This window comes from Rufibacter hautae, from assembly GCF_008271695.1.
Classification (GTDB): domain Bacteria; phylum Bacteroidota; class Bacteroidia; order Cytophagales; family Hymenobacteraceae; genus Nibribacter; species Nibribacter hautae.
Map to the genome: position 1 here is coordinate 671,021 of NZ_VKKY01000003.1, position 23,602 is coordinate 694,622.

Annotated in this window: 21 protein-coding genes; 10 read left to right on the forward strand and 11 right to left on the reverse strand. The window is 51.5% G+C overall.

From position 1 onward, the window contains the following. Positions 1 to 400 precede the first annotated feature (400 nt). A complete protein-coding gene (locus FOA19_RS19220) occupies positions 401 to 1,255 on the forward strand; it encodes a GNAT family N-acetyltransferase (protein WP_149092463.1) in 855 nt (284 codons plus the stop codon). A gap of 153 nt (positions 1,256 to 1,408) precedes the next feature. Then, a complete protein-coding gene (locus FOA19_RS19225) occupies positions 1,409 to 2,071 on the forward strand; it encodes an SH3 domain-containing protein (protein ID WP_149092464.1) in 663 nt (220 codons plus the stop codon). 128 nt (positions 2,072 to 2,199) lie between these two features. Here FOA19_RS19225 and FOA19_RS19230 read toward each other — a convergent pair whose 3' ends face one another. Next, positions 2,200 to 2,712 carry a hypothetical protein gene (locus FOA19_RS19230; RefSeq protein WP_149092465.1) on the reverse strand — a complete coding sequence of 171 codons (513 nt, stop codon included), beginning with the start codon at positions 2,710 to 2,712 and terminating at the stop codon, positions 2,200 to 2,202. A gap of 12 nt (positions 2,713 to 2,724) precedes the next feature. After that, positions 2,725 to 3,879, reverse strand: coding sequence for a zinc-dependent alcohol dehydrogenase (locus tag FOA19_RS19235; protein ID WP_149092466.1), 1,155 nt, complete (start codon positions 3,877 to 3,879; stop codon positions 2,725 to 2,727). A gap of 535 nt (positions 3,880 to 4,414) precedes the next feature. On the opposite strand from FOA19_RS19235, the gene FOA19_RS19240 reads away from it, so the two are divergent. Next, a complete protein-coding gene (locus FOA19_RS19240; RefSeq protein ID WP_149092467.1) occupies positions 4,415 to 4,933 on the forward strand; it encodes a GNAT family N-acetyltransferase in 519 nt (172 codons plus the stop codon). Positions 4,934 to 5,046: 113 nt separating this feature from the next. Here the strand turns inward: FOA19_RS19240 and FOA19_RS19245 are convergent, their stop codons facing one another. After that, positions 5,047 to 5,832 (reverse strand): LytR/AlgR family response regulator transcription factor, encoded by a 786-nt coding sequence (locus FOA19_RS19245; RefSeq protein WP_149092468.1) that lies wholly within the window; start codon positions 5,830 to 5,832, stop codon positions 5,047 to 5,049. After that, positions 5,832 to 6,944 (reverse strand): sensor histidine kinase, encoded by a 1,113-nt coding sequence (locus FOA19_RS19250; RefSeq protein WP_149092469.1) that lies wholly within the window; start codon positions 6,942 to 6,944, stop codon positions 5,832 to 5,834. The genes FOA19_RS19245 and FOA19_RS19250 overlap by 1 nt, the downstream gene beginning before the upstream one ends. A 448-nt stretch (positions 6,945 to 7,392) precedes the next feature. Between FOA19_RS19250 and FOA19_RS19255 the strand changes: the two genes are divergently transcribed. After that, entirely contained in the window at positions 7,393 to 7,719 is a 327-nt protein-coding gene (locus tag FOA19_RS19255) for a DMT family transporter (RefSeq protein WP_149092470.1), read from the forward strand. A gap of 98 nt (positions 7,720 to 7,817) precedes the next feature. Here the strand turns inward: FOA19_RS19255 and FOA19_RS19260 are convergent, their stop codons facing one another. Genes FOA19_RS19260 through rsfS form a run of 5 tightly spaced genes read right to left on the reverse strand, consistent with a single transcriptional unit; the run spans position 7,818 to position 12,648 of the window. Then, a complete protein-coding gene (locus tag FOA19_RS19260; protein ID WP_149092471.1) occupies positions 7,818 to 8,657 on the reverse strand; it encodes a hypothetical protein in 840 nt (279 codons plus the stop codon). Next, positions 8,638 to 9,417 carry a UDP-2,3-diacylglucosamine diphosphatase gene (locus tag FOA19_RS19265; RefSeq protein ID WP_149092472.1) on the reverse strand — a complete coding sequence of 260 codons (780 nt, stop codon included), beginning with the start codon at positions 9,415 to 9,417 and terminating at the stop codon, positions 8,638 to 8,640. Before FOA19_RS19265 ends, FOA19_RS19260 begins: the two co-directional genes overlap by 20 nt. Next, a complete protein-coding gene (locus tag FOA19_RS19270; protein ID WP_149092473.1) occupies positions 9,401 to 10,051 on the reverse strand; it encodes a LutC/YkgG family protein in 651 nt (216 codons plus the stop codon). Before FOA19_RS19270 ends, FOA19_RS19265 begins: the two co-directional genes overlap by 17 nt. Positions 10,052 to 10,089: 38 nt before the next feature. Further along, entirely contained in the window at positions 10,090 to 12,201 is a 2,112-nt protein-coding gene (gene ftsH, locus FOA19_RS19275) for an ATP-dependent zinc metalloprotease FtsH (RefSeq protein WP_149092474.1), read from the reverse strand. A gap of 48 nt (positions 12,202 to 12,249) precedes the next feature. After that, complete coding sequence (gene rsfS, locus FOA19_RS19280) at positions 12,250 to 12,648, reverse strand: ribosome silencing factor (protein WP_149092475.1); 399 nt, start codon at positions 12,646 to 12,648, stop codon at positions 12,250 to 12,252. A gap of 91 nt (positions 12,649 to 12,739) precedes the next feature. Here rsfS and FOA19_RS19285 point away from each other — a divergent pair, with 91 nt between their 5' ends. The 5 genes from FOA19_RS19285 to FOA19_RS19305 all read left to right on the forward strand — a co-directional run bounded on the left by FOA19_RS19285 (position 12,740) and on the right by FOA19_RS19305 (position 19,129). Next, positions 12,740 to 13,453 (forward strand): biotin--[acetyl-CoA-carboxylase] ligase, encoded by a 714-nt coding sequence (locus FOA19_RS19285; protein ID WP_149092476.1) that lies wholly within the window; start codon positions 12,740 to 12,742, stop codon positions 13,451 to 13,453. A gap of 179 nt (positions 13,454 to 13,632) precedes the next feature. Continuing rightward, positions 13,633 to 14,268, forward strand: coding sequence for a T9SS type A sorting domain-containing protein (locus tag FOA19_RS19290; RefSeq protein WP_223808986.1), 636 nt, complete (start codon positions 13,633 to 13,635; stop codon positions 14,266 to 14,268). A 123-nt stretch (positions 14,269 to 14,391) separates the two neighbouring features. After that, a complete protein-coding gene (locus FOA19_RS19295) occupies positions 14,392 to 17,394 on the forward strand; it encodes a glycosyltransferase family 117 protein (protein ID WP_149092477.1) in 3,003 nt (1,000 codons plus the stop codon). Between the two features lie 257 nt (positions 17,395 to 17,651). After that, a complete protein-coding gene (rlmB, locus tag FOA19_RS19300) occupies positions 17,652 to 18,464 on the forward strand; it encodes a 23S rRNA (guanosine(2251)-2'-O)-methyltransferase RlmB (RefSeq protein WP_149092478.1) in 813 nt (270 codons plus the stop codon). 260 nt (positions 18,465 to 18,724) lie between these two features. Next, entirely contained in the window at positions 18,725 to 19,129 is a 405-nt protein-coding gene (locus FOA19_RS19305) for a hypothetical protein (RefSeq protein ID WP_149092479.1), read from the forward strand. 84 nt (positions 19,130 to 19,213) lie between these two features. On the opposite strand, the gene FOA19_RS19310 is transcribed toward FOA19_RS19305, so the two are convergent. Together FOA19_RS19310 and FOA19_RS19315 are read right to left on the reverse strand one after the other, a co-directional pair. After that, the gene (locus tag FOA19_RS19310; protein ID WP_149092480.1) at positions 19,214 to 20,290 is read right to left on the reverse strand and encodes a mannose-1-phosphate guanylyltransferase; all 1,077 of its coding nucleotides are present in this window, start codon (positions 20,288 to 20,290) and stop codon (positions 19,214 to 19,216) included. Between the two features lies 1 nt (position 20,291). Next, positions 20,292 to 21,260, reverse strand: coding sequence for a KpsF/GutQ family sugar-phosphate isomerase (locus FOA19_RS19315; RefSeq protein WP_149092481.1), 969 nt, complete (start codon positions 21,258 to 21,260; stop codon positions 20,292 to 20,294). A gap of 69 nt (positions 21,261 to 21,329) precedes the next feature. Between FOA19_RS19315 and recQ the strand changes: the two genes are divergently transcribed. Beyond that, positions 21,330 to 23,507 (forward strand): DNA helicase RecQ, encoded by a 2,178-nt coding sequence (gene recQ, locus FOA19_RS19320; RefSeq protein WP_149092482.1) that lies wholly within the window; start codon positions 21,330 to 21,332, stop codon positions 23,505 to 23,507. Positions 23,508 to 23,602: the final 95 nt, after the last annotated feature.

Genomic DNA, 23,602 nt, shown 5'->3' on the forward strand with positions numbered 1-23,602 from the left:
ATGATTTATCCCCCTGACCTTGAATATCTTACTTCAGGTGAGATTTGGATTACAAACCTTTTTTAAGCCTTTCTGCGGTAAATACTGAGAGCCTAATTAACAAATATAATAACTTAAATTGAATAGGCAGGCACGATTTCTTGGGTTATCCACAAGGCATTTTGGGGCTATTTTTAGAAAAAGCCCCTTAAAATATCTGAAAACCCAAACAAAAAGGCCTTCTGCCTGTTTTATTGTACTGTTCTCCAAACAGTTTTGTTGATGTGGTTAGTTCGGCCAGTCAACTTCAGAAAACACAAAGGGCGCCTAGCGCGCATAGAGCACGATACAGCTTCTTCAGGATTTTGAGTTAGAAGCCCGATTTCGTTATTTAGCTCCCGATCTCCAATCATCAGCTCCTATGACCTTTGCTTTCGCCGACAACCAGACGGTTGATCAGTTATGTGCCCTCTTTAATGCCGCTTTTTCTAACTACATCATGCCCCTGTCGCTTACCCCGGAGGTGATGGCCCTGAAACTGCGCCGCGACGGCACCAACCTGACCCTTTCACCGCTGGTACTGGACCACAAGGAACCGGTGGGTTTTATCTTCCAGAACCTGGGCGATTGGCAGGGCAAGAAGACGGCATACAACAGCGGTACCGGGGTGGTCACCAAAGCGCGGGGACAAGGGCTCACCTCAAAAATGTATGCGTTCTGTCTGCCTTACCTGAAGGAGTACGGGGTTGAGCAGTGCCTGTTGGAGGTGATCCAGGAGAACAAGCGGGCGCTGGGTATTTATGAGCAGCTAGGCTTTGAGGTGACCCGGTCCTTCCATGTGTTCAGGCACAACAAGGCAGAGCTTGTTTGGCACGGCTACTCGCCCTCGGAGGTCACTTTCCAGAAAGTTCATGTGCCAGACTGGCCTCTTTACCAAACATTTTGGGAGGTAGAACCCAGTTGGCATCTGCATACGGCCGCCATTGATCGCACCCTCTCAGATGTAGAGATAGTGGAGGCGTATGCGCAGGGCAGATGCGTGGGCTATGGCATCATCTATCGGCTCACCGGAGCCTTGGCCCAACTGGCCGTGGCCCCTGGCTGGCGCGAAAAGGGGATAGGGCAGGCCCTGCTCCAACAACTGTTTTCCCTCACACCCTCGCCCGTGATCAGCGCCATTAACGTGGATGCCAAAGGCGAGAAACTGCTTCGGTTTTTAAAGAATAGGAAAATGACGGAACTGCTTGGTCAGTACGAAATGCTCTGGAAATTGTAAACTTGCGTTTTGCGGCAGTTTTTAGGAAAGTAGGCAAAATACCAAGTAGAATACGTTCGCTTCCTACCTGTTTACCTTTGGCAGGGAACTGTCTATTTATGCTGCATTTTAAATTTATTCTATATCATAAAGCCATCTATACCCATACTCTATATGCGAATTCTGTCCTTCGTTCTTTTCGTTCTTTGCCTCAATTTCTTGCCTCACTTTACCCAAGGGGCGGAGAAGTACAAAGCAGGAGACAGACTGTTTGTAGCCCCCACCAAAGGGTTAAACCTGAGAAAATCACCTGATTTTCAATCTGCTGTTCTAGCTACACTGGACTATAACACCCAAGTCACCATTGCAGAAGACTCTTTGCCCAGCAAGCCTTTCCAAGTGGCGGTAACTAATTTTGCGGGCGGAAAACTGAGCCTGCAAGGGCATTGGGTTAAAGTGCGCAGCGGTCATGCCGTTGGGTATGTGTTTGACGGAATGCTCTCCAACTACAAAGGATTGACATTGGGTAGCTATGACGAGGACGCTTGGCTCGTTTCTTTGTTCGGGAAGCCAACCCTGAAGACGTCTAAAAAGAGTATGATGGCACCTTTTGGAAAAATCGACTTTGAAATAGAGGAAAAAACGTACCCGCGGGCATTGGTCTTTGAGTCTACCTGGGGTGATGGCTGTGGAAGTTATGAATATACGTTCAGCATTTCCTTTAACGAAACTTACTGGCTTATTGAGCGCATGATGGTGCGCGCCGATGCCGCAGATGATACCAAAATCAAGAAGCTTAAAGGTAAAACGGTATTTAGTTTCGATAGCTGTACGTAAAACTTGCCCCAGTTTTTAGCTCATTTTCTTCAAACCAGAGGAAAAATGGTAGAAGCCAAAAAGCGGAAAACCCCGGCCGATCTTTGAAATCGGCCGGGGTTTTCCGCTTTTGAGGTCAAGCAAAGGAATTAATAATCATAATCCTCTTCGCGCTCTCTTCTCTTTTTAGCCCTGAAATAAGCAACTATTCCGTAGCCAATGATGGCGGTGACCGCCAACTGGCGCAGGAGGCCGCCGCGGTTGTGCTGCCATTCGGCCTTCATGCCTTTCTCAGCGGGGATATTGGGGAACTTGCCGCTTGCGATGTCCTCAATGATGCCTTCCACCACATTTATGCGGTCTGCCAGGATGAGGGGTAGCCAGTGGCCATAATCGTTCTCGCTTTTCTTGAAGGCCAGTCGCCGGATCATGCCGCTGAGCCCTTTGGGCGGAGTGGCCGTCCCGAAGACCGCCGTCACATCGGGTCGTTCAATGGAGTGGAATATCTCCACAGTCTGCGGCTGTTGCGTAGGGCGGGTCCAGGTATAGCCTTTCTCCTCTTCGCCCGCGCGGTTCCGCATGGGGTACGTGGGGTCGTTTTTGGGGTCTGCGTCTATTCCCCAGCCAATGATATGGGCATATTTATTTGGTGTGGTTTCCATAGTCAATCTCGGTTAAATTCTTGCTGATGGTGGAATAAGAACAGGTTTAATGCAATTGTCCAGTTTCTCAGAGAACATGCGGTACGCATCAGAAACCTCCTCTAACGGAATGCGGTGCGTGATAAGCCCTTTAGGGTTCAGGACTCCGTTCTGCACGTGCTCAATCAACCTGGGCAGCAGGCGTTTCACGGAGGCCTGGTTTGCCCGGATGGTAAGCCCTTTATTCAGCACGTTTCCAATCGGCACCAGGTTGTCGGTAGGGCCGTACACCCCAACAATGGACACCACCCCGCCTTTCTTCACGCAGTTGATGGCCCAGTGCAGCGCCGTAGCGGAACCCGCCTGAATGAGCAGTTTCCGGCCGGTGATGGTTTGCAGGGCGTTACCGGCGGCTTCGGCACCTACGGCGTCAATGCAGACATCGGCGCCCAGCCAATCGGTTTGTTTTTTGATGAACACAGCCGGGTCTCCGAACTCTCTGAAGTTGTAGGCCTCGCACTGCGCATAGTTTTTGGCGAACTCCAAGCGGTATTCCACCTCGTCAATGATGATCACGCGGCCGGCCCCAAATAACCAGGAGCATTTGGCAGCCATAATCCCTACCGGACCTGCTCCAAACACCACCACGGTATCGCCGGGCTGGATACCGCCCATCTCGGCGGCCTGGTAACCGGTTGGTACCACGTCGGTCAAAAGAACGGCATCATCTGGGTCCATCCCCTCGGGGATGATGGTGGGGCCCACGTTGGCGTAAGGCACGCGCACATACTCGGCCTGGCCGCCGTTGTAGCCACCCGCAGTATGCGAGTACCCGAAAATACCGCCCACGGCCGTAGCCTGCGGATTGGATTCATGGCAGTTGCCGTACATCTCCTGCTTACAGAAAACACACTGACCACAGGCAATGTTAAACGGCACCAGCACGTGGTCACCCACTTTCACTTTGGTCACCTCAGAGCCTATTTCCTCTACTATGCCCGTGAACTCATGCCCGAAGGTCATGCCCACGCGGGTATCCGGCACTGAACCGTTGTATAAGTGCAAATCAGATCCGCAAATACATGACCTGGTAACCCTAACAATCGCATCCTGCGGGTGCAGTATCTCAGGCATTGGTTTTTGATCTATCCGGACCCGTAAAGGTCCGCGGTAATTCATGGCTAGCATAAGAATTCTCCTTGGGGTTAAAGTGAGACATAGTTGAAGCTGTGCCGTGTTGCCGCGCAGGGTTGGTTTGTACCAATCCCCGATAAGATTTCATGACACAGGTATTTTTTACTTCCTGAGGTCCCGAAAGTTTCAGTAAGTCCTTTGTTCAGGAGTAAATACGTATTTATACGGTGTTTGTACGAAAAGGGCCTTGAGCCACCAACCGCATAAGAGAAACGCGTGGTCTTGGGTTAAAAACCAGCACCTTACCTTCTAAAGCCATTATTGATTAATTGTGTTTTTAGAGGGAATGGGCAATGCAGGAAGGGAAAAGTCAACCTGAGTTCAGCGGGAGAAGCATAGTTCTTTTTCTTGATGCATTGGCTGTTTAGGAGCTGCTTTTTGGAAAAGGCACCTGAAACGGAGGCCGATGATCCGGTTCTGGAAACGTATTTCATAAGGCAATTTCTGCAGTTTGGGTTTCCTGCCTTACTTTTGCCCGCAGAGTAGAAACGTCATCCCTGTATTACCTGAACCAGAGCAACCCAGCAGCATGAGCATCACCGTCAGAGCCATTGAAGAAAAAGACAACCTGCCACTGGCAGATCTCATCAGGAAGGTATTCAGGGAGTTCAAGATTGACAAGCCGGGCACCGTCTACACAGACCCCACCACCGATGCCCTGTACCAGCTTTTCCTTACGCCCGGCAGCGGTTGTCTGGTGGCCGAAGAGAACGGAGAGATGGTTGGCTGCTGCGGCGTTTTCCCCACCCAAGGCCTACCGGACGGCTGTGCCGAGTTGGTGAAATTCTACCTTTCTGCCGAAACCCGCGGCAGGGGAATTGGCTTGCAACTATTGGAAAGAAACATGGAACTGGCCCGGGAACTTGGCTACAAGCAACTGTATTTAGAGTCTTTTCCTGAGCTGTCCAAGGCGGTGAGCATGTACACCAAAGCCGGCTTCAAACCGTTGCCTCACGCCCTAGGCAACTCCGGCCATTTCGCCTGCACCATCTGGATGCTGAAAGACCTGACGGCCGAAGTCTCCGCTGAGGATGCTCCGATAAAGTAGAACTTTCACTATATAAAAAAATCCGTTGGCTAAGTCTATAAGATAGGACTTAACCAACGGATGAAAGGTGATGCTCTTTTGGGCTTATTTTCCTGAAAACAGGTTCTAAACGGTTATTTTCCCAGCCACTCTTTGAAAGCCGCGGCCCGCTCGTTGCTGATAATGATTTCCTTGTCAGTCACAGGTTTCACGTACACTTTCAGGCGGCCTTTGAGGTAGGGGTGAATCTCGTCAATGGAGTGGATGTGGGCAATGAACTGGCGGTTAAGCCGGCTGAAATGCTCAGGGTCCAGAAGTTCTTGCAAGGTATCCAGGGTGTAATCGGTGATGAAGCGCTGGCCGGCGTTGGTGATGAGGAAAACGATCTTGTCCTCGGCGTAGAAATAGGCGATCTCATCAGTAGAGACCGAGCGTATTTTCTGGCCGGTTTTCACCAGGAACCGGGTTTTGTAGTTAGGCGTATCCGCGACAGGATTGGAGTTTCGGTTCAGGAGCGCCATGATCTGCTGCATGTCCAGGGCCGGGGCTGGCGCAGGCTGGCTTTGCCGCAGGGCCTTGAATTTGTCCATGGCCGCGCCCAGGTCTTCGTTGCTGATGGGCTTGAGCAGGTAGTCAATGCTGTTCACCTTGAAGGCTTTCACCGCGTACTCATCGTAGGCGGTGGTAAAGATGATGGGGCATTTTACCTCCACCTTCTGGAAAATCTCGAAGCTGTTACCGTCAGACAAGTGGATGTCCAGGAAAGCCAGGTCCGGGGCTGGATTGGATTCAAACCACTTCACCGCGTTGCGGATGGAGTCAATGGTGGCTACCACCTGGATGGTGGGATCGTAGCGCAGCAATTGGGCTTCCAGTTTCTCTGAAGCCAGGTACTCGTCTTCAATCAGGAGAATGTTCATTAGGCGGCTTTGTTTAGAAGCGGTAATTTAGCAATGAAATCGTGGGCTGTTACCTCTACATCCACTTTTTTATCGGTGATGAATTTATACCGATTTATGATGTTTTTCAGGCCCACGCCGGTAGACTCTTCGCTGCTCTCTCGTAACTGCAGGTTGTTCTTGATGATGATGTAATCGCCTTCAATGAACACGTCAATGAACAGCGGCTCATCGCGGCTCACAATGTTGTGCTTGATGGCGTTCTCCATGAGCAACTGCATGGTGAGCGGTGCTACCTGGTGGTTCAGGAGATGGTCTGGCACATCCATGTTCACCCGCAGGTTCTCCCGGAACCTGATCTTGAGCAAAAAGAGGTATGAATAGATAAAGTCCAGCTCGGTGTTGAGGGTCACCAGCTCTTTGTCTTTGTTCTCCAGCACGTAGCGGTACACTTTAGAGAGCTGTTCCACAAACTTGGCGGCCAGGTCCTGGTCTTTGTAAATGAGCGAGGAAAGGGCATTGAGGCTGTTGAACAGAAAGTGCGGGTTCACCTGCTGCTTCAAAGACTCAAACTGTACTTTGATGGTTTCCTTCTTCAGCTTCTCAGACTGCATAAGGTAGCGGTGCCACTGGTTGTAGAAGTAAATGCCAGACCGGATGAAGTGCACAAAAAGCAGAATGATGCTGCCAAACACAAACACCTCTTTGATGTCACGCATGGCGGTGGGGTTCTGGAAATCATACTCCATTTGCCCTAACACCAACCTTGGCATGATCTCAAACAGCACCATCACTAGCAGGATGTAAATCTGAACAGCCACCCACTCATAGATGAAACGGCGCAGCCCGTACTCGCGCCAGTCATATTTCCGGCTCAGGCGTTTGGCAATGCGGCGGGTACCTTCCAGCACCACGTTGACCATGAGGGCATTATACAGTAAACGGAAAACATCAAGCGCTTCAAAATCCCGCACCCCTGCGCGGTGGATAAAGAAAAACGTCCAGAATATAAGAAAAGCGATGCCCGTGTTGCCCAAGTAGCGCAACAGGTGCTTGTTCTTGAATTGAAACTTCTTTTTCATAAAGGGCGACTGCACAAACAGCCTGTCCAAAAACTCTGTGGAGAGAAGCATAGTTCAAAAAGAAAGAAAGCGCTCTGCCGCAGTGAAAGAATCCGTTTCGTGCGCTCTCCTCATACTGGTATTGGTTGATGTTTGACGTTCTGTTCTGAGCTTACTTTTTGAAAAACAGCCTTAAAATATCCTTTGTTTAGCAGCTTGAGCTCCCTGAATGAATGCCTGTCATTTCTCTGTCTGGTTGAAACGTTTGATCAGGGAAGGCATTCAGTTTAAATACATTATCTGATCTGTTCCGGCAATAGAGGCAAAAGCTTCCGTCGGCCTTTTTCATTCGGTTGCGTAAGAAATCCCAATGGGAAATTATCTCCGCTAAGTTTGCAAGTAGATGTTTTCACCGCAAGCCGTCAAGATAATCCTGACCAAACCGGAAATTAATCTCCTGAAGCTGTGGTATCTACAGATTAAGGATGTGAAAACTTTAAAAATCTAAAGAGGAAATCCTATGAATTCTGCTTGGTGGTATCGGGTGCTGACCGGCCTTTGCGAGATTGGCTGGGCCTTTGGTTTAAAGTATACCGAAGGATTTTCCAAACTGATGCCCACCATCATTACGGTGGTCATCATGATCCTGAGTTTTGTCTTGCTGGCCCAGGCCATGCGCACCTTGCCCGTAGGTACCGCCTACGCCTCCTGGACCGGAATAGGGGCGGTGGGTACCACTATCTTGGGGATCATTCTTTTCAACGATCCGAACGATGCTTTGTGCCTGCTTTGCATTGGGTTGATCATTGCCGGCTTGTTGGGCTTAAGATTTCTAGCCAAAGAATAGAAGCGGGGTTTTCTGTAATACGGTGGAGCTTGCGATGCATAAACATAGGTAAGCTCTTTTCCTGCATCGGTTTTACACCTGTTTTCTAGAAAGCGGCCTTAAAACAACCCTTGTCTCCGCCGGTAAGTGAAGAGGTTTTCGTTGGTAAGCAGGTAAACGAATTTGTCTCCCACCAACACCTGCCGATAGGGAATCGCCTGTTCCGGCAAGGAAACCGTACGGGTCTGGAAGGTGTAGAGGTGCTGGAAATGAAGCTGGTTGTCAGAAAGGTAATACAGCTCATCTCCCACAAAGCCCAGGTAAGTAAGGTTAGGCAGTGGCAACTTTTTTTGGTAGTTGCCCATGTTGTCAAACACGTAGATGCCTGAGGAGCGGTCTACCATGTACAATTTGCCCTGATACTCGCGCATAAACGTGATATCGTGTTGTCGGCGGTCCAAGAGCAGTTCCAAGGGGTTTTCGTAGACGGCCCGGTTGGTGCGGGTATCTATCTTCAGCAGCCGGAAGGTGGTCTCGTCAAAAAGCCAGAGCCGGTCATCGGCGGCCAGCGTGGCGGCCCTGATGGTGCCATCGGTGTATTCTCGCAGATCTGCCAAACCCAGTGGGGTCAGGAAACGGTCCAGCAGTTGCACGCGCTGCCGGTCATCGTAAAACACCGAGATTTTGGCGGGGCTCCAGGCTTCCACCATGGCCACCCTTCCCTGCGTGGGTGGCGAGAAGGTGTTGATGACCTTGCCCATCGTATCCAGTTGGATGATGTTCTGCCGGATGTCTGATAAATACACGCGGTCAAAACGGTCAATGGAAAGCAGGGCATTGCCCTTGGCCGGTAACTGAAAAGCCAGCGTCCAGGCAGGGGTTTGCGCCTGCGTGCAGATCGGCGCCAAAAGAAACCAGGCCAGAAGACCCAGGTAGAACTTAGGCAGGCTGTTTTTCAAAATACGTAAGGGTGAGTTCCTGTCCATCATATACGGCATAGGAGCAAAAATTGACCCATTCTCCTAGGTTCAGGTAGCGGCTGCGTTCCCCAATGGGTAAATCCAGCGGCAAATGGCGGTGCCCGAAAACGTAGAAGTCATGGTGCTGCCTTCCTTCCACGCGCTGGCAGTAATGCACCAGCCATTCGTCATCGCCTTTGAATACCTCGTCTACCTTGGTGTTCTGGATGCGGCTGCGGCGCGACCAGAAAGTGGCCAGCCCGATGCCCATGTTGGGATGGATGCGCGCAAAGAACCACTGGCTCATCTTGTTCGCGAAAATCCGTTTCAGGACCTTGTACGTGTAATCCTTTGGCCCCAGGCCATCGCCGTGCCCGATGTAGAAGGTGTGGTTCCCTATTTTGGTGGAGATAGGCTTCCGGAGCACGGGGATGTTGAGTTCCTTGGGGAAGTAGTCAAACATCCACATGTCATGGTTTCCCGTGAAAAGGTAGATGGGAATGCCGCTGTCCGCGATCTCGGCAAGTTTGCCCTGCAACCGGATAAACCCCCGCGGGATGGCGTGCCGGTATTCAAACCAAAAATCGAAAATATCGCCTAAAAGGAAAATGGCGTGCGCATCTGCCTTCACTTGATCCAGCCACCGCACAATCTTTTTCTCGCGCGCCAAACTCTGCTCCGGAGACGGAACCCCTAAGTGGAAATCTGAAGCGAAGTAGACTTTTTTACCGGGCGGCAGGTGGTCAATCGGTGTGATCATCAACGAGGAACAGGATAAGTTCTTTGGGGCCGTGGGCACCCATGACTAAGGTTTTCTCAATGTCGGCGGTACGGCTGGGGCCGCTCACCAGGGAAAGCATGGACGGCAGGCGGTTGCCGTATTTCCCCTGCACAAACTGCAGGGCTTGCTTGATATCGGGCACCAGTTGTGACAGTTTGGCCACCACCAGGTGCATGGCCGGGTAGACAGACAACCTCCGGCCGCTGGCGTTGGCGGAGGAAACCAGGATGCTGCCGGTACGGGCCACCAAGGCCTCACAGGTGGTAAGTGACGCCTGCGCGTTGCTGATGAAATCGTCTTCGGTGCCGTTGAAGTTGATGCCGCTGGCGTGCAGGATTTTCTTCAGGGCCGGTTCCCACACGTATAGGTTGTCAATGCCGCGCTCTTTCTTGAACTCAAACAGCTGGTCAAAGAAATCCTCCTCGTTCTCGCAGTACACAAACGTGCCGCTGTTGCGGATGAACGTCTCCGCGAAAAGCACCGAAAGGTCTTCCAGCAGGGGGCCGTAGACCGAGGTGGAGAAGTCTGGGGTAGGAGGCAGAAAAGGCGCTGACTTAGCCAGCGCCTCTCTTACCTTGCGGAGCACAATCTCTTTAGATTTGGCTTCGTACATGTTGTATTTCCGTTTAGGACCTGTTTTTCAGAAAAAGGCTACGAATTGAACGTAGTGCCTTCTCCGCTGGATGACGGTGCGCCGGTGGGCTCAGCGGCCGTAGGCGTGTCTTCCTGGTTTTGCTGGGCACCGGTTGGGGTGATGATATGGTTTTCACCGGCTACTTCGCTCTGCGTTTTGCTACGGTCTGTACCAGCGGTGTGGGCTTGGTAGTTGGTCAATCCCTCAAAAGGTCTTGGACCTACCAAACGCTCCAGGTCATGTTGGAAAAGGATTTCCTTCTCCAGCAGTTCCTGCGCTACCATTTCCAGCTCGTTCCGTCTGTCAGACAACAGTTGCAGCGTGCGGTTGTACGCGTCACCTACCAACAGGCGTACCTCAGAGTCAATCGTTTCTGCGGTGGTTTCTGAATAAGGCTTAGTAAACGTGTTGTCTGGCTGCTTAGAGTCATAGAACGACAGGTTCCCGATGCGGTCATTCATCCCGTACATGGTCACAATGCTATAGGCCATTTTGGTGATGCGCTCCAGGTCGCTCAAGGCACCGGTAGAGATTTTGCCGAACACGATCTGCTCCGCCGCGCGGCCGCCTAAGGCCATGCACATCTCATCTACCAACTGCTCGGTGTTGTACAAGAACTGCTCTTTCGGTAAGTACTGCGCGTACCCTAAAGCGGCCACACCACGTGGAACGATACTCACTTTCACCAACGGATCGCAGTGCTCCAGGAACCAACCGGCAATAGCGTGACCGGCTTCGTGGTAGGCAACGATTTTCTTTTCCTGCGGAGAGATGATCTTGTTTTTCTTCTCTAAACCACCAATCACGCGGTCAATGGCATCGTTGAAATCCTGCATCTCAATCGCCTTTTTGTTGCGGCGGGCGGCAATCAAAGCAGCCTCGTTACACACGTTAGCGATCTCGGCCCCGGCGAAACCAGGCGTCTGGGCAGCTAATTTCTTCGCATCTACGTCACTGGCTAAGGTCAAGGGACCCAAGTGCACGCCAAAGATGTGGGTACGGCCGTTGATGTCTGGTTTGTCAATGCTGATCTGGCGGTCAAAACGTCCCGGACGCAGCAAGGCCGAATCCAAGATGTCAGGGCGGTTAGTGGCGGCCAGGATAATTACCCCGGAATCCGTTGCGAAACCGTCCATCTCTACCAACAGGGAGTTCAGGGTGTTCTCGCGCTCATCGTTACCGCCTGGCATCTGCCCACGGCTACGGGAACGACCAATGGCGTCAATCTCGTCAATGAAGATGATACACGGGGCTTTGGCTTTCGCTTGCTTGAACAGGTCACGCACACGGGCAGCACCCACCCCTACGAACATCTCCACGAAGTCTGAACCAGACAGAGAGAAGAACGGAACCTCGGCCTCACCGGCAACAGCTTTCGCCAACAAGGTTTTACCGGTACCCGGAGGGCCTACCAGCAACGCACCTTTCGGGATTTTACCTCCCAGAATGGTGAATTTGGTGGGGTTCTTCAGGAATTCCACAATCTCCTGTATCTCTTCTTTGGCTTCTTCCAGCCCGGCTACGTCTTTGAAGGTGATTTTCACGCGGTTCTCGGCGTCAAACAACGCGGCGCGCGATTTCCCGATGTTGAAGATTTGTCCACCGGCTCCTCCGCCCGCCATGCGGCGCATCAGGAACCAGAAACCTACCATCAGCAGGATGAAGAACGGCCAGCCCATTAAGAGCTCCAGAAGTCCGGTGCGCTTCTCAATCTCCAACGGCACGCGCTGCTCACGCGGGATCTGAGCCTGCAATTGGTCCAGGTCCTGTTTGAAGCTCTCGGCGGTGATGATAGGGAAGTGGTAGTGCGCGCCCTGGGTGTTCATGCTGAACCCACCGCCGCGGCTCTCCAATTCTGACCGGTACTTGTCGTTCTTCAGGGCTTCCTCTTTCAAGGTCACCTCTGCTACGTTGTTGTTCACAACCGCTACCTTCTTCACATCCTGGGCCAACAGCATCTCCTCAAAGCGAGGCTGCCGGATTTCAATGGTGGCGTTGAGGTTGTTATAGTAAGTAAGGCCGAAAATAAAGATCACCAAAGCCGCCAGCACCCAGATCTGCATGGTAGGGCGGGGCGGGGTGTTGGGTATTATTTTTCTTTTTCTCTTTTTTTCTGGTTTGTCTGTCATGGGTTGTTCTCTCTCAATAAAAAGTAAACCTCAGGGCCGGCGCTTTGTTTACCGCACAGCCGATGTAGTGCCTTCCGTAGGCGCTACGTGCGTAATCTCAGCATCACCCCAAAGTTCTTCCAGGGCGTAGAAATTACGTTTGTCCTTGAGAAAGATGTGGGCCACTACGTCTACGTAGTCCAGTACCACCCACTCACGGTTGGTGCGGCCTTCACTCTGCCAGGGATTTTCTTTGGTAAGCTTGAAAACTTCTTCTTCAATAGACGTAGCAATGGCATCCAGTTGCGTGTCTGAGCTAGCGGAGCTTATGATAAAGTAGTCTGAGACGGCATTCTTTAAGTGTTTCAGGTTGAGAACGACAATATCAGCTGCTTTTCTTTCTTGCATGCCTTTTACCACCAGTTCTGCCAATATGTCGGAATTGTCCTGAATCGTGTTGTGTTTCATTTGGGAAATATAAATTTGATCTTCAAAAATACTAAAGTCTTTGCATAAATTTTCGCCAAATACCCTTTTTATAGGCCAGCAATTAGTCTTTATGCCAGAATGCGCCTCCACTAACACAGAGGCACATCTGCTTCTTAACAAAAATGGCGCCACGGATGGTTGTGTCATAGTGGCGGGTGCCCAAACCAGTGGGCGCGGCCAACGTGGCAATACCTGGGACGTGGAGCCTGACAAAAACCTTACGTTATCTGTCATATTAAAGCCAACCTTTTTAGAGGCTCAGCATCAGTTTTCGCTCAACATTGCCGTGTCCCTAGCGGCCCTTGACCTTCTGCGGGAGTACGTCCCCCAAGGAGTCACCCTTAAATGGCCAAATGATCTGTACTACAAAGACCAGAAATCCGGTGGCATTCTGATCGAGAACGCGGTGAGCGGCCGTTTTCTGCAACACAGCGTCATTGGCATTGGCATCAACGTAAACCAGGTTTCCTTCGTCCACGCACGGGCTACCTCTCTGGCTTTGCTCATCGGTGAACAACTTCCGTTGCCCAAGGTCATCAGCAAGTTACTGGAAAATCTGGAGCGACGGTACCTGGCTTTGCGAAGCGGCGCTGCCGAGGCTCAGAAAAGGGAGTACCTGCAGCACCTGTACCGGTACCAGGAATGGCACTCTTTTGAGGTAGAAGGGCAGGTAACACCCGGGCAGATAACCGGGGTTGATGCGGCCGGACGGTTGGCGGTACTCATGGAACAGAAATTGCAGTTCTTCCAGTTCCAAGAGATCAAGTTTGTGATTCCGGAATGATGGTTTTTGGCCCAGTTTTTGAAATACAGGCTGAAAGAAGCTTGTACAGAACAAAGGGCTTATTGATTTTTTTATAGATAAAGATAGGAAATATTCTATAGTTTAGTTTGTAGTTTAAAGTTCCGTTGCTATATTTGAACGATTCCGCATTTGATCACCAACTTCTTGGCATATATGGTATGAAAATTTTTACACGCGTTTTCCTGGGCATTTTAACCCTGGGCATAGTTTTAGGTAGTAAAGCATCTTCTCTGGGTGAGATGAGGGGTGGTCTGCCCCTGGGTTCCCGTACCGTCAGCACGTCTGGTTCTGATACCGTTTTCCTGAACTGGCGAACCAACGCCAATTTAGCGATCACGGATTTTGGGATATCGGCATCCTCTGCTCTTTCTTCCTACAACCCCAACGTGAAAAAGTATTCTCCATTGTTGTACCTGACCAAAAATACAGGTGCCAAGACGGCTAAACCCGGATTGCGCCAGCTTACCACGGCCTTGTACGCCAGCACAAGCAAGATCCTTTCGGGGAACCAGGGGGTGAAGGAGCCCAAGCTTATTCCGTCCCTCAGCGCGTACCCTAACCCGTCCAGGGGCATGACCCGGATCTCGTTGAGCTCGCTGGGCGATGACAACTACAAGATCAGGATCTCCAATGCCATTGGAAAGGTGTACAAAGAGATTCCGGTGACCAAGCCCGCCAACTCTGAGACCATCATGGTGGACCTTTCGCCTTTGCCGGCCGGTATCTATTTCTATAGCCTGCTGGTTAACGAAAAGATGGTGGAAACCAAACGACTCATTCTGCAGCAGCAATAATTTTAAGCTGCCCAAGTTATAGAAGAGCCAGCCTGCGCTGGCTCTTTTTTTATTTATTGGGGTTATCAAGCGCCTAGACGTGGAGAAAATTGCTAATTTCGAGGGTTCAATCTTAAACACATCATGTTGCAATACAATCGGATCAACAATCTGGTAGGTTGGTTGGTATTTGCGGTGGCCACCATCGCGTACGTACTTACACTGGAGCCAACGGCCAGTTTCTGGGACAGCGGAGAATTCATTGCCTGCTCTTACAAACTTCTGGTCCCACACCCTCCCGGAGCTCCTTTTTACCTTTTGCTAGGCCGTATTTTCTCTTTGTTTGCGAGCGATCCTTCGCAAGTGGCCTGGTGGGTGAACCTGCTTTCCGCGCTTTCCAGCTCGTTTACGGTATTGTTCCTTTTCTGGACCATCAGCATCCTGGCTCGCAAACTGCTGGTGCCTTCCGCTGCGGCGGCCTCCCGGCTGTCTTACTCAGCGGCAGACGCTGAAACCGTGGTAAAGCCAACCCTGGGGCAGACCATCGCCATTATGGGCGCCGCCGCCGTAGGTGCGCTGGCTTTCACATTCTCTGACTCTTTCTGGTTTTCAGCGGTAGAGGCCGAGGTATATGCCTTTTCGTCTTTCTTCACTGCCTTTGTGGTATGGGCCATGCTCCGTTGGGAAAGCCGCGCGCATGATGCCGTTTCTGACAAATGGCTGATTCTTATCGCCTACATGGTGGGTCTGTCTATCGGGGTCCATTTGCTGAACCTGGTAGCCATTCCTGCTTTGGCCTTCATTTTCTTTTTCCGGCTTAAAAAGTACTCCAACAAGGGCGCCATCATCACCTTGGTGGTAAGTGCTCTGATTCTGGGTATCGTGCTGGTGGGGATTATTCCAGGCTTGCCTTCCATTGCCGGTTCCTTCGAGGTGATGTTCGTGAACAGCTTCGGGCTGCCGTTTGGCTCTGGGGTGATCTTCTTTGTGGTGTTGTTCATCGCAGCTATTGTGTGGGCGGTGCGTTATGCCATCAAAACCGGCAACCGCACGCTGCACACCGCCTTGCTGAGTTTCATTTTCGTGCTCATCGGGTACTCTTCTTACCTCATCATTCCTATCCGGTCTGGCTACGACCCCACCATTGACGAGAACGACCCAGAGAACATCGTGAGCTTTGTGTCTTACCTCAAGCGTGAGCAGTACGGCGACCGTCCGCTTTTATTCGGGCCGCAGTTCAATGCTGAGCCGGTAGACCAGAAAGAAGGCGCTGCGCAATACATCAAGGGCAAGGACAAGTACATTGAGGTGGGCCGCAAGGTAGAGCCAGTGTATGATTCCAATGACAAGACCCTGTTGCCGCGCCTGTACAGCAACCAGCCCGGGCACATTGCCCAGTACAAGAAATGGGTAGACATACAGGAAGGCCAGAAACCAAGCTTCGGCGAGAACATGAGCTTCCTGTTCCGTTACCAAATGGGCCACATGTTCTGGCGTTATTTCGGGTGGAACTTCGTGGGGCGTGAGGGCGATATCCAACAGTCTGGCGTGCTATGGCCTTGGGAGGGCAATGATGGGCTTCCGGCCCGCATTGCCGAGAGCAAAGCCCGCAACAATTTCTACATGCTGCCGCTGGCGCTGGGGGTTTTGGGCTTGATTTTCCAAATCAGGAGAAAACAGCGCGATGCCTTTGTGGTGGGGCTTTTGTTCTTCTTCACCGGTATTGCCATTGTCATCTACCTGAATCAGCCGCCTATTGAGCCGCGCGAGCGCGATTACACCTTTGCCGGTGCCTTCTACGCCTACTGTATCTGGATTGGCCTGGGCGTATTGGCGGTCGCCGATTTCCTGCGCCGTGCTTTGAAGTCTGATGTGCTGGCCGGGGTGGTGGCTACCGTAGTGGGTTTACTTATCCCCGGTATTATGGCGGCCCAGGGTTGGGACGACCATGACCGCTCAGACCGTTACCACTCCGTTGACTCGGCTAAAAACCTGTTGAGCTCCGTGGCGCCGAATGCCATCTTGTTCACCAACGGTGACAACGACACCTTCCCGCTTTGGTACGCCCAGGAAGTGGAAGGTTTCCGGACCGATGTTCGCGTAGCGGTACTCTCTTACATGAACACCGACTGGTACCTGGATCAGATGAAGCGCCAGGCCTACAAGTCTGAGCCGTTCCCGATGAGCCTGGAAAACGAGAACTACCGCCAGGGCATCAACGACTACCTGCCGTATGTAGAGCGCCCCGAGGTGGCCAATGGCATTGACCTGAAACAATACATCCAGTTGGTGAAGCAGAACCACCAGGCGCTGCAGATAGGCGACCGCGCCGGCCGGACGTACCTGTCTTTCCCAACGAAGAACTTCTTCCTGAACGTGGACAAGAACGCTGTCATCACGGCCAACGCGGTACCGGCGGCCTACAGAGACTCCATCGTGAGCCAGATGCGCTTTACCATTGACAAAGGCGGCCTGGAGAAAAAGCATTTGGCTATCCTTGACCTGTTGGCCAACAACAACTGGAAACGCCCCGTGTACTTCTCTACCACTGCCGATAATTCTGACTTCATGGGCTTGGACAACTACCTGCAACTGGAAGGCCTGGCCTACAGAATTGTGCCGGTGCAGAGCCGTAGCGAAGATCAGATGGGCTACATCGCCAAGGACATCATGTATGACAACATGATGAACAAGTTCTCCTGGCGCAACCTAGACCGCACCGATATTTTCTACGATGAGAACTACCTGCGTTTCCCGGCCAACGCCCGCGATAAGTATTACCAATTGACTCTGGAGTACCTGAAAGCAGGCGACAAAGCCACCGCCAAGAAGATCATGGACTACGTCTTCACGCAGTTGCCAGACAAATCTATTCCGTACGACTACTACATTCCGCCGTTTGTGGTGCCGTTGTACGAGGTAGGCGAGCAGAAACGCGCCCAGGAGATCGTGAATACCATGTCAGCAAGGTCAGATGCCGCGCTGCGGTACTACTTCACGCAGAGCTCTATGTTTGAGACCGAGATCCGGATTAACCTGTTCATCATGCAGCAGTTGATCCAAGTGTCGCGCCAGGTAGGATTGACCCAGAAATCTGCCGAGATTGAGCAGAAGTTCATGCAGTACTACGGCCAAATGGGCAAGTAACCTCAATAGATCATTATGGAAGGGCCGGGTAGAAATATCCGGCCCTTCTGCTTTTTGGAGGCTTCCGTTTGTGGCCTCTTTTCAGGAAATCGGGTTAAAAACAGGAGCCTTGTTCTTACGTACTTTAGAAAGGAGAGCGTAGAAGTTGATGACCGCCTTACCAGGGCAGAAGCTTCTGCTACATTTCTGCGGAAATACGGCTACCTTTGCAGGCAAATCAGAAGTGCAGCCTGGCTGCAGATCAACGCATAACATCCATGGAGAACAGAAATTACAGAGATAGAGAAGGTGGCGGCAAGCCAAGACACTATACCCAACCCAAGGTAGATAAAATGGAGATGGTGTTCGGCCTGCGGCCGATACTGGAAGCCTTGCACGCCGGCAAGACCATGGAGAAGATTTATCTGCTCAAAGGCACGAAGCACAGCATCAGCCAGGAGATCACCGAGCTGGCCCGTGAGGCACAGATTCCCATCTCCCTGGTGCCCAACGAGAAGCTGGACCAACTGACCCGCAAAAACCACCAGGGTGCAGTGGCGTATCTTTCTGCCATTTCCTATTCTCCGCTGGATGAGATTGTGGCCTCTCTTTTTGAAAAAGGCAAAGATCCGTTGCTGTTGGTGCTGGACCGCATCACCGATGTGCGGAACTTCGGGGCCATTGCCCGTAACGCCGAGTGTATGGGCGTAGATGCCATTGTGATCCCTAGCCGCGGAGCCGCCCAGATCAACGCCGATGCCCTGAAAACCTCGGCCGGTGCCCTGAACCTGATTCCGGTGTGCCGCGAGCAGAACCTCAAAGATACTCTGCACTTCCTGAAGCAGTCGGGCATCAGGGTAGTGGCCTGTACCGAGAAAGCCGATGATAACCTCACCGATGCCGCCGTGGATTTGACCGGTCCTATTGCCGTGCTCATGGGCAGCGAGGAAGACGGTATTTCTCCTGAGTACCTCAAGCGCGCCGATGTGCGCGTGAAAATCCCGATGATCGGTCAGGTGCAATCCCTGAACGTATCGGTGGCTAGCGGCATCATCCTGTACGAAGCCCTGAGACAGCGCAAGGCAGAATAGCCCAACCCTAGCCGATTAAAACCAAAGCGCTTCGGGCCTGTTTTTAAGAAAACAGGCCCGAAGCGCTTTTTATGCCTTATTGCTCCATTCCCTACAGCACCTGGCTAATATGACACCATTGGTCATGTATGAGGGATAACTAACAACACCAACTGATGCAGGTAACGCCATCGTGAAAAGAAGTTAAAAATTGATGATCTTTAGAAAGTAAGGTGCAGCCTTTTGGCCTTAGGTTGGGTCTTGAAGAAAAAGCCACTGTTATGAAAAAGAACTTACTACTCCTGTTGCTGGCGTTCATTTCGTTTTCCTGCTTTGACAAAGACGAGGAACCGGCTGTGATTCCTAGCGGTACCTATGTGGGGCAGTTTCAGAGATCAAGCCCCACCGCGGATTATGATGTGGCCAATGTCACGTTGGTGCTGGACGGAAACTCATTTTCTGGGAGCAGTGACCGCGTGAAATATCCGGCCATCGGCCAGGGCACCTACCATGTGGAGGGGCAGGAGATAGTGTTTAAGGACAAATCTTTTTGGACCGCAGAGTTCGATTGGACCTTGATTCTGGATGGTGCCTATACGGTAAGCACCAATGACCAGGACATCACCTTCACCCGCAAGCGCGGCGATATCACGGATGTTTACAGGTTGAGATTGCAGCAGCCTTAGTCATAGATTTTTCAATAGCATATAAAAAGCGTCGGGGCTCCTGCAAAACAGGAGCCCCGACGCTTTTTATAGGGAAAGGGAATCTTAGATGAAGTTTTGGCCTTTCATGGCCTTGGCATCGGCCACGAAGTCTTTTACTTTCTGCTCATCTTCCCGGCGGCAGACCATGAACACGTTGTCATGGGCGGCCACAATGTAGTCTTCCAAGCCTTGCAGCACCACCAGTTGGTTTGCCGGTGTTTTTATGATGCAGTTCTTTACATCGTAGGCCAGCACATTGCCTTCAATGACGTTGCCCTCGGAAGTTTTCTCAGACAGGCTGTAGAGGGAATCCCAGCTGCCCAGGTCAGACCAGCCAAAATCGCCCAGGATTACGAACACATTATCGGCTTTCTCCATGATGCCGTAGTCAATGGAGATGTTGCGGCAATGGGAATAGGCTCGGTTAATGAACTGCTCTTCCTGATCGGTGTCCAGCACGGGAATGCCTTCGTCAAAGGTCTCGGCCATGTCGCCCAGGTACTGGTGAAAAGCCTTTACAATGGCTTGGGCGTTCCAGATGAAGATACCCGCGTTCCAGACAAACTCGCCGCTGTCCAGGAACATCTGGGCAATCTCCAGCGATGGTTTCTCGGTGAACGTCTTTACTTTTTTCAGGCTGTTCTGGGCATCGTCAATAAACTGGATGTAGCCATAGCCGGTATGCGGACGGGTGGGTTTGATACCCAAGGTTACCAGAATCTCGCTTTTCGCCGTGGCTTCCAGCGCCTCGCGCACGCAGTTCTTGAAAGACTCTTCGCGCAGGATTACGTGGTCTGCCGGGGCAATCACAATGTTGGCGTTGGGGTTGCGCTTGGCAATCTTGAAGCAGGCGTAGGCAATACAGGCGGCCGTGTTTCGGCCAATGGGTTCCAGCAGTATCTGGTTGTCGGTGAGGTCTGGGAGGTGCTCCCGTACCAGGCTGTCATAATCACGGTGCGTCACCACGAAAACGTTCTCCGGAGGGCAAATGCCCTGAAACCGCTTTACCGTGGTTTGGATCATGCTTTCGCCAATGCCCAGTACATCATGGAATTGTTTGGGATGGTTTACCCTACTAACCGGCCAGAAGCGGCTTCCAATGCCTCCTGCCATGATTACCACATAGGTATTGTCGTTCATGTTATACTAATCCTTCTTTAAGTAAATCATGCAAGTGCACAAAGCCGGTGAAAGTGCCGTTCTTGGTGACAATGAGTTGCGTAATGTTTTTCTTCTGCATCGTGACTAAGGCTTCTACGGCATATTCATCACAATCGATGGTGAGCGGCGAGGGCGTCATGATATCTGCGGCCGTAATCCCGGCTAGATTCTCAAAGTTGGAGAGCATGCGCCGTAGGTCCCCGTCGGTGATAATACCCGTTAAGTTACCAGAATTATCCAGAACCGCAGTAGCCCCCAAGCGTTTTGAGGAGATTTCAATGATGATCTCTTTCAGGGTAGCGGCTGTGTTCACCTGCGGCGCGGCGTTAAGCGTGTAAATATCACCCACTTTCAGGTAAAGCCTTTTGCCCAGAGCGCCGCCGGGGTGCAAGGCGCCAAAATCCTCTTTGCTGAAGTTGCGGGACTCCAACAAACATACAGCTAGCGCATCGCCCAGGGCCAGGTGCGCGGTGGTGCTGGTGGTAGGGGCCAGGTTGTTGGGGCAGGCTTCGCGCTCAATGGTGGCATTCAAGACAAAATCGGCCTGCTGGGCCAGGTAAGAGTCTACGTTAGACACCAGGGCCGCCAATTGGGTGCCTTTGCGCTTGAGCAGCGGTACCAGAACCTTAATCTCTGGGGTATTGCCGCTCTTGGAGAGGCAGATCACGAAATCATCGGCCTGGATCATGCCCAAGTCTCCGTGGATGGCATCGGCGGCGTGCATGAAAAGGGCCGGGGTGCCAGTGGAGTTCAGCGTAGCCACAATCTTGGAAGCGATGTTGGCGCTTTTGCCAATGCCCGTGACCACCACACGGCCTTTGATGGCCAGAATTGCCTCCACACAAGCCTCAAAATCCTCATTGATATAATCAGCGAGTTTAAGGATGGCGGTGGCTTCCTCTTCCAACACTTTTTTTGCGATGCTTTTGATATTTTTCGTGATATTCAAGTTAGATTTGTATTAGACAAGACAACAACAGAAAGTACAAACCCTTGTTTCTCACAACAAGCATATTACATGTTAGTAAAACAAGAATCATTAAAGAACAAATTAAAGGAAGTTTTCGGCTATAGTCAATTCAGGGGCAACCAGGAGGCGATTATAGAGAACATCATGGCCGGCAAGAATACCTTTGTGATCATGCCAACCGGTGCCGGAAAGTCACTTTGCTACCAGTTGCCCGCTCTGGCCATGGAAGGCACGGCTATTGTGATTTCCCCGCTTATTGCGCTTATGAAAAACCAGGTGGACCAGTTGAACGCGTTTGGGGTGAATGCCCAGTTCCTGAACTCCACGCTCTCCAAGGCGGAGATGAACAAGGTGAAAAAGGAAACGGTGAGCGGCGAGGTGAAACTACTCTACGTAGCCCCCGAGTCTCTCACCAAAGAAGATACCCTGGATTTCCTGAAACAAGCCAAAATCGCGTTTGTAGCCATTGACGAAGCCCACTGTATCTCTGAGTGGGGCCATGACTTCAGGCCGGAGTACCGCAAGATCAGAGGCATCATTGACAACATCGGCAACCTGCCTATCATTGCCTTGACGGCAACGGCCACGCCCAAGGTGCAGCTAGACATTCAGAAGAACCTGCAGATGGACGATGCCTCTGTGTTCAAGTCCTCTTTCAATCGTACAAATTTGTACTATGAGGTAAGACCTAAACACAATACCAAAAAGCAGCTTATCCAGTACATCAAAAAGCACAAAGGCAAGAGCGGAATTATCTACTGCCTGAGCCGCAAGAAGGTGGAGGAGATTGCCGAGCTGCTGCAGGTGAACGACATCAAAGCGCTGCCGTACCACGCCGGACTGGACTCCAACGTGCGCATGGCCAACCAGGACGCTTTCCTGAACGAGGACGTGGACGTGATTGTGGCTACTATTGCCTTCGGGATGGGGATTGACAAGCCCGATGTCCGGTTCGTGATCCACTATGACACGCCTAAGTCCATTGAGGGTTACTACCAGGAAACCGGCCGCGGCGGACGCGACGGTTTGGAGGGTAACTGCCTCATGTTCTACAGCTACGATGACATTGTGAAGCTGGAGAAATTCAGCAAGGACAAGCCTGTAACCGAACGCGACAATTCTAAGTTATTACTACAGGAGATGGCGTCTTACGCTGACTCCGCAGTATGCCGTCGGCGCCAGTTGTTGCATTACTTTGGCGAGCAGTATGACAAAGACTGCGGCTTCTGCGACAATTGCGTACATCCTAAAGAGAAGTTTGAGGCCGAACAGGAACTCACCTACGCTTTAAAGGCCGTGGTGCAGACAAACCAGCGTTTCAATATTGATCACCTGGTCAATGTGCTCATCGGGTTCAAAGACCAATATGTAGAAAGCTACACCCACGACCAACTGGAAGTATTTGGCGTAGGCAAAGAGCAGGAACCCCAGTTCTGGAATTCAATTATCCGGCAAGCCCTTTTGTTTGACTTTTTGGAGAAAGACATTGAAAACGTAGGAACTTTGAAAATCACAGATAAAGGTGAAGAATTCTTAGAAAGCCCGCACTCCATCAAATTCGCCAAAGACCACAACTTTGACGAGGAAGTGCAGCAGGAAGAGGAGAAAGAGGAAACTCAGGCCGCCGCCGGCCATGACGCGGTTCTCTTTGACCTGCTCAAGGCACTGCGCAAGAAGCTGGCCAAGGACATGAACCTGCCGCCTTACGTGCTCTTCCAGGACCCGTCCATCAAAGAGATGGCTACCACGTACCCTACCACCAAAGAAGACCTGGCGCACATTGCCGGGGTGGGCATGGGCAAGGTGCAGAAGTTTGGGAAGCCTTTCCTGGAACTGATCTCCAAATACGTGGAGGAGAATGACATTGTGACCGCCGCCGATGTGGTGGTGAAGACCACGGTGAACAAGTCAAAGCTCAAAATCTACGTCATTCAGCAGATAGACAAAAAGATGGACCTGGAAGAGATCGCCTCCTCCAAAGGTCTCACCATGTCTGAGCTGATTGAGGAAATTGAGCACATCTGCTACTCGGGCACCAAGCTGAACCTGGACTACTACATAGACGGGGTGCTGGACGATGACCGTCAGCAGGAGGTGATTGACTATTTCATGAGTTCCACCACAGACAACATGGCCGTTGCCATCAAAGAACTGGGCACCGATGATTACACCGAGGATGACCTCCGCCTCATGCGGATCAAGTTCCTCTCTAAATACGCGAACTAAGATGTAGAAAACAGAAAAGCAGGTGGCAATACCTGCTTTTCTGTTTCTGTTATGTGGCACCATTTTAGTGGTGTTTTATAATAAATAGCCCTAAA

Excerpts from the sequence above, each read along its gene's own strand:
- FOA19_RS19220 (WP_149092463.1), top strand. The coding sequence starts at position 401 with ATGACCTTTGCTTTCGCCGACAACCAGACGGTTGATCAGTTATGTGCC.
- FOA19_RS19225 (WP_149092464.1), top strand. The coding sequence starts at position 1,409 with ATGCGAATTCTGTCCTTCGTTCTTTTCGTTCTTTGCCTCAATTTCTTG.
- FOA19_RS19230 (WP_149092465.1), bottom strand. The coding sequence starts at position 2,712 with ATGGAAACCACACCAAATAAATATGCCCATATCATTGGCTGGGGAATA.
- FOA19_RS19235 (WP_149092466.1), bottom strand. The coding sequence starts at position 3,879 with ATGCTAGCCATGAATTACCGCGGACCTTTACGGGTCCGGATAGATCAA.
- FOA19_RS19240 (WP_149092467.1), top strand. The coding sequence starts at position 4,415 with ATGAGCATCACCGTCAGAGCCATTGAAGAAAAAGACAACCTGCCACTG.
- FOA19_RS19245 (WP_149092468.1), bottom strand. The coding sequence starts at position 5,832 with ATGAACATTCTCCTGATTGAAGACGAGTACCTGGCTTCAGAGAAACTG.
- FOA19_RS19250 (WP_149092469.1), bottom strand. The coding sequence starts at position 6,944 with ATGCTTCTCTCCACAGAGTTTTTGGACAGGCTGTTTGTGCAGTCGCCC.
- FOA19_RS19255 (WP_149092470.1), top strand. The coding sequence starts at position 7,393 with ATGAATTCTGCTTGGTGGTATCGGGTGCTGACCGGCCTTTGCGAGATT.
- FOA19_RS19265 (WP_149092472.1), bottom strand. The coding sequence starts at position 9,417 with ATGATCACACCGATTGACCACCTGCCGCCCGGTAAAAAAGTCTACTTC.
- FOA19_RS19270 (WP_149092473.1), bottom strand. The coding sequence starts at position 10,051 with ATGTACGAAGCCAAATCTAAAGAGATTGTGCTCCGCAAGGTAAGAGAG.
- ftsH (WP_149092474.1), bottom strand. The coding sequence starts at position 12,201 with ATGACAGACAAACCAGAAAAAAAGAGAAAAAGAAAAATAATACCCAAC.
- rsfS (WP_149092475.1), bottom strand. The coding sequence starts at position 12,648 with ATGAAACACAACACGATTCAGGACAATTCCGACATATTGGCAGAACTG.
- FOA19_RS19285 (WP_149092476.1), top strand. The coding sequence starts at position 12,740 with ATGCCAGAATGCGCCTCCACTAACACAGAGGCACATCTGCTTCTTAAC.
- FOA19_RS19290 (WP_223808986.1), top strand. The coding sequence starts at position 13,633 with ATGAAAATTTTTACACGCGTTTTCCTGGGCATTTTAACCCTGGGCATA.
- FOA19_RS19295 (WP_149092477.1), top strand. The coding sequence starts at position 14,392 with ATGTTGCAATACAATCGGATCAACAATCTGGTAGGTTGGTTGGTATTT.
- rlmB (WP_149092478.1), top strand. The coding sequence starts at position 17,652 with ATGGAGAACAGAAATTACAGAGATAGAGAAGGTGGCGGCAAGCCAAGA.
- FOA19_RS19305 (WP_149092479.1), top strand. The coding sequence starts at position 18,725 with ATGAAAAAGAACTTACTACTCCTGTTGCTGGCGTTCATTTCGTTTTCC.
- FOA19_RS19310 (WP_149092480.1), bottom strand. The coding sequence starts at position 20,290 with ATGAACGACAATACCTATGTGGTAATCATGGCAGGAGGCATTGGAAGC.
- recQ (WP_149092482.1), top strand. The coding sequence starts at position 21,330 with ATGTTAGTAAAACAAGAATCATTAAAGAACAAATTAAAGGAAGTTTTC.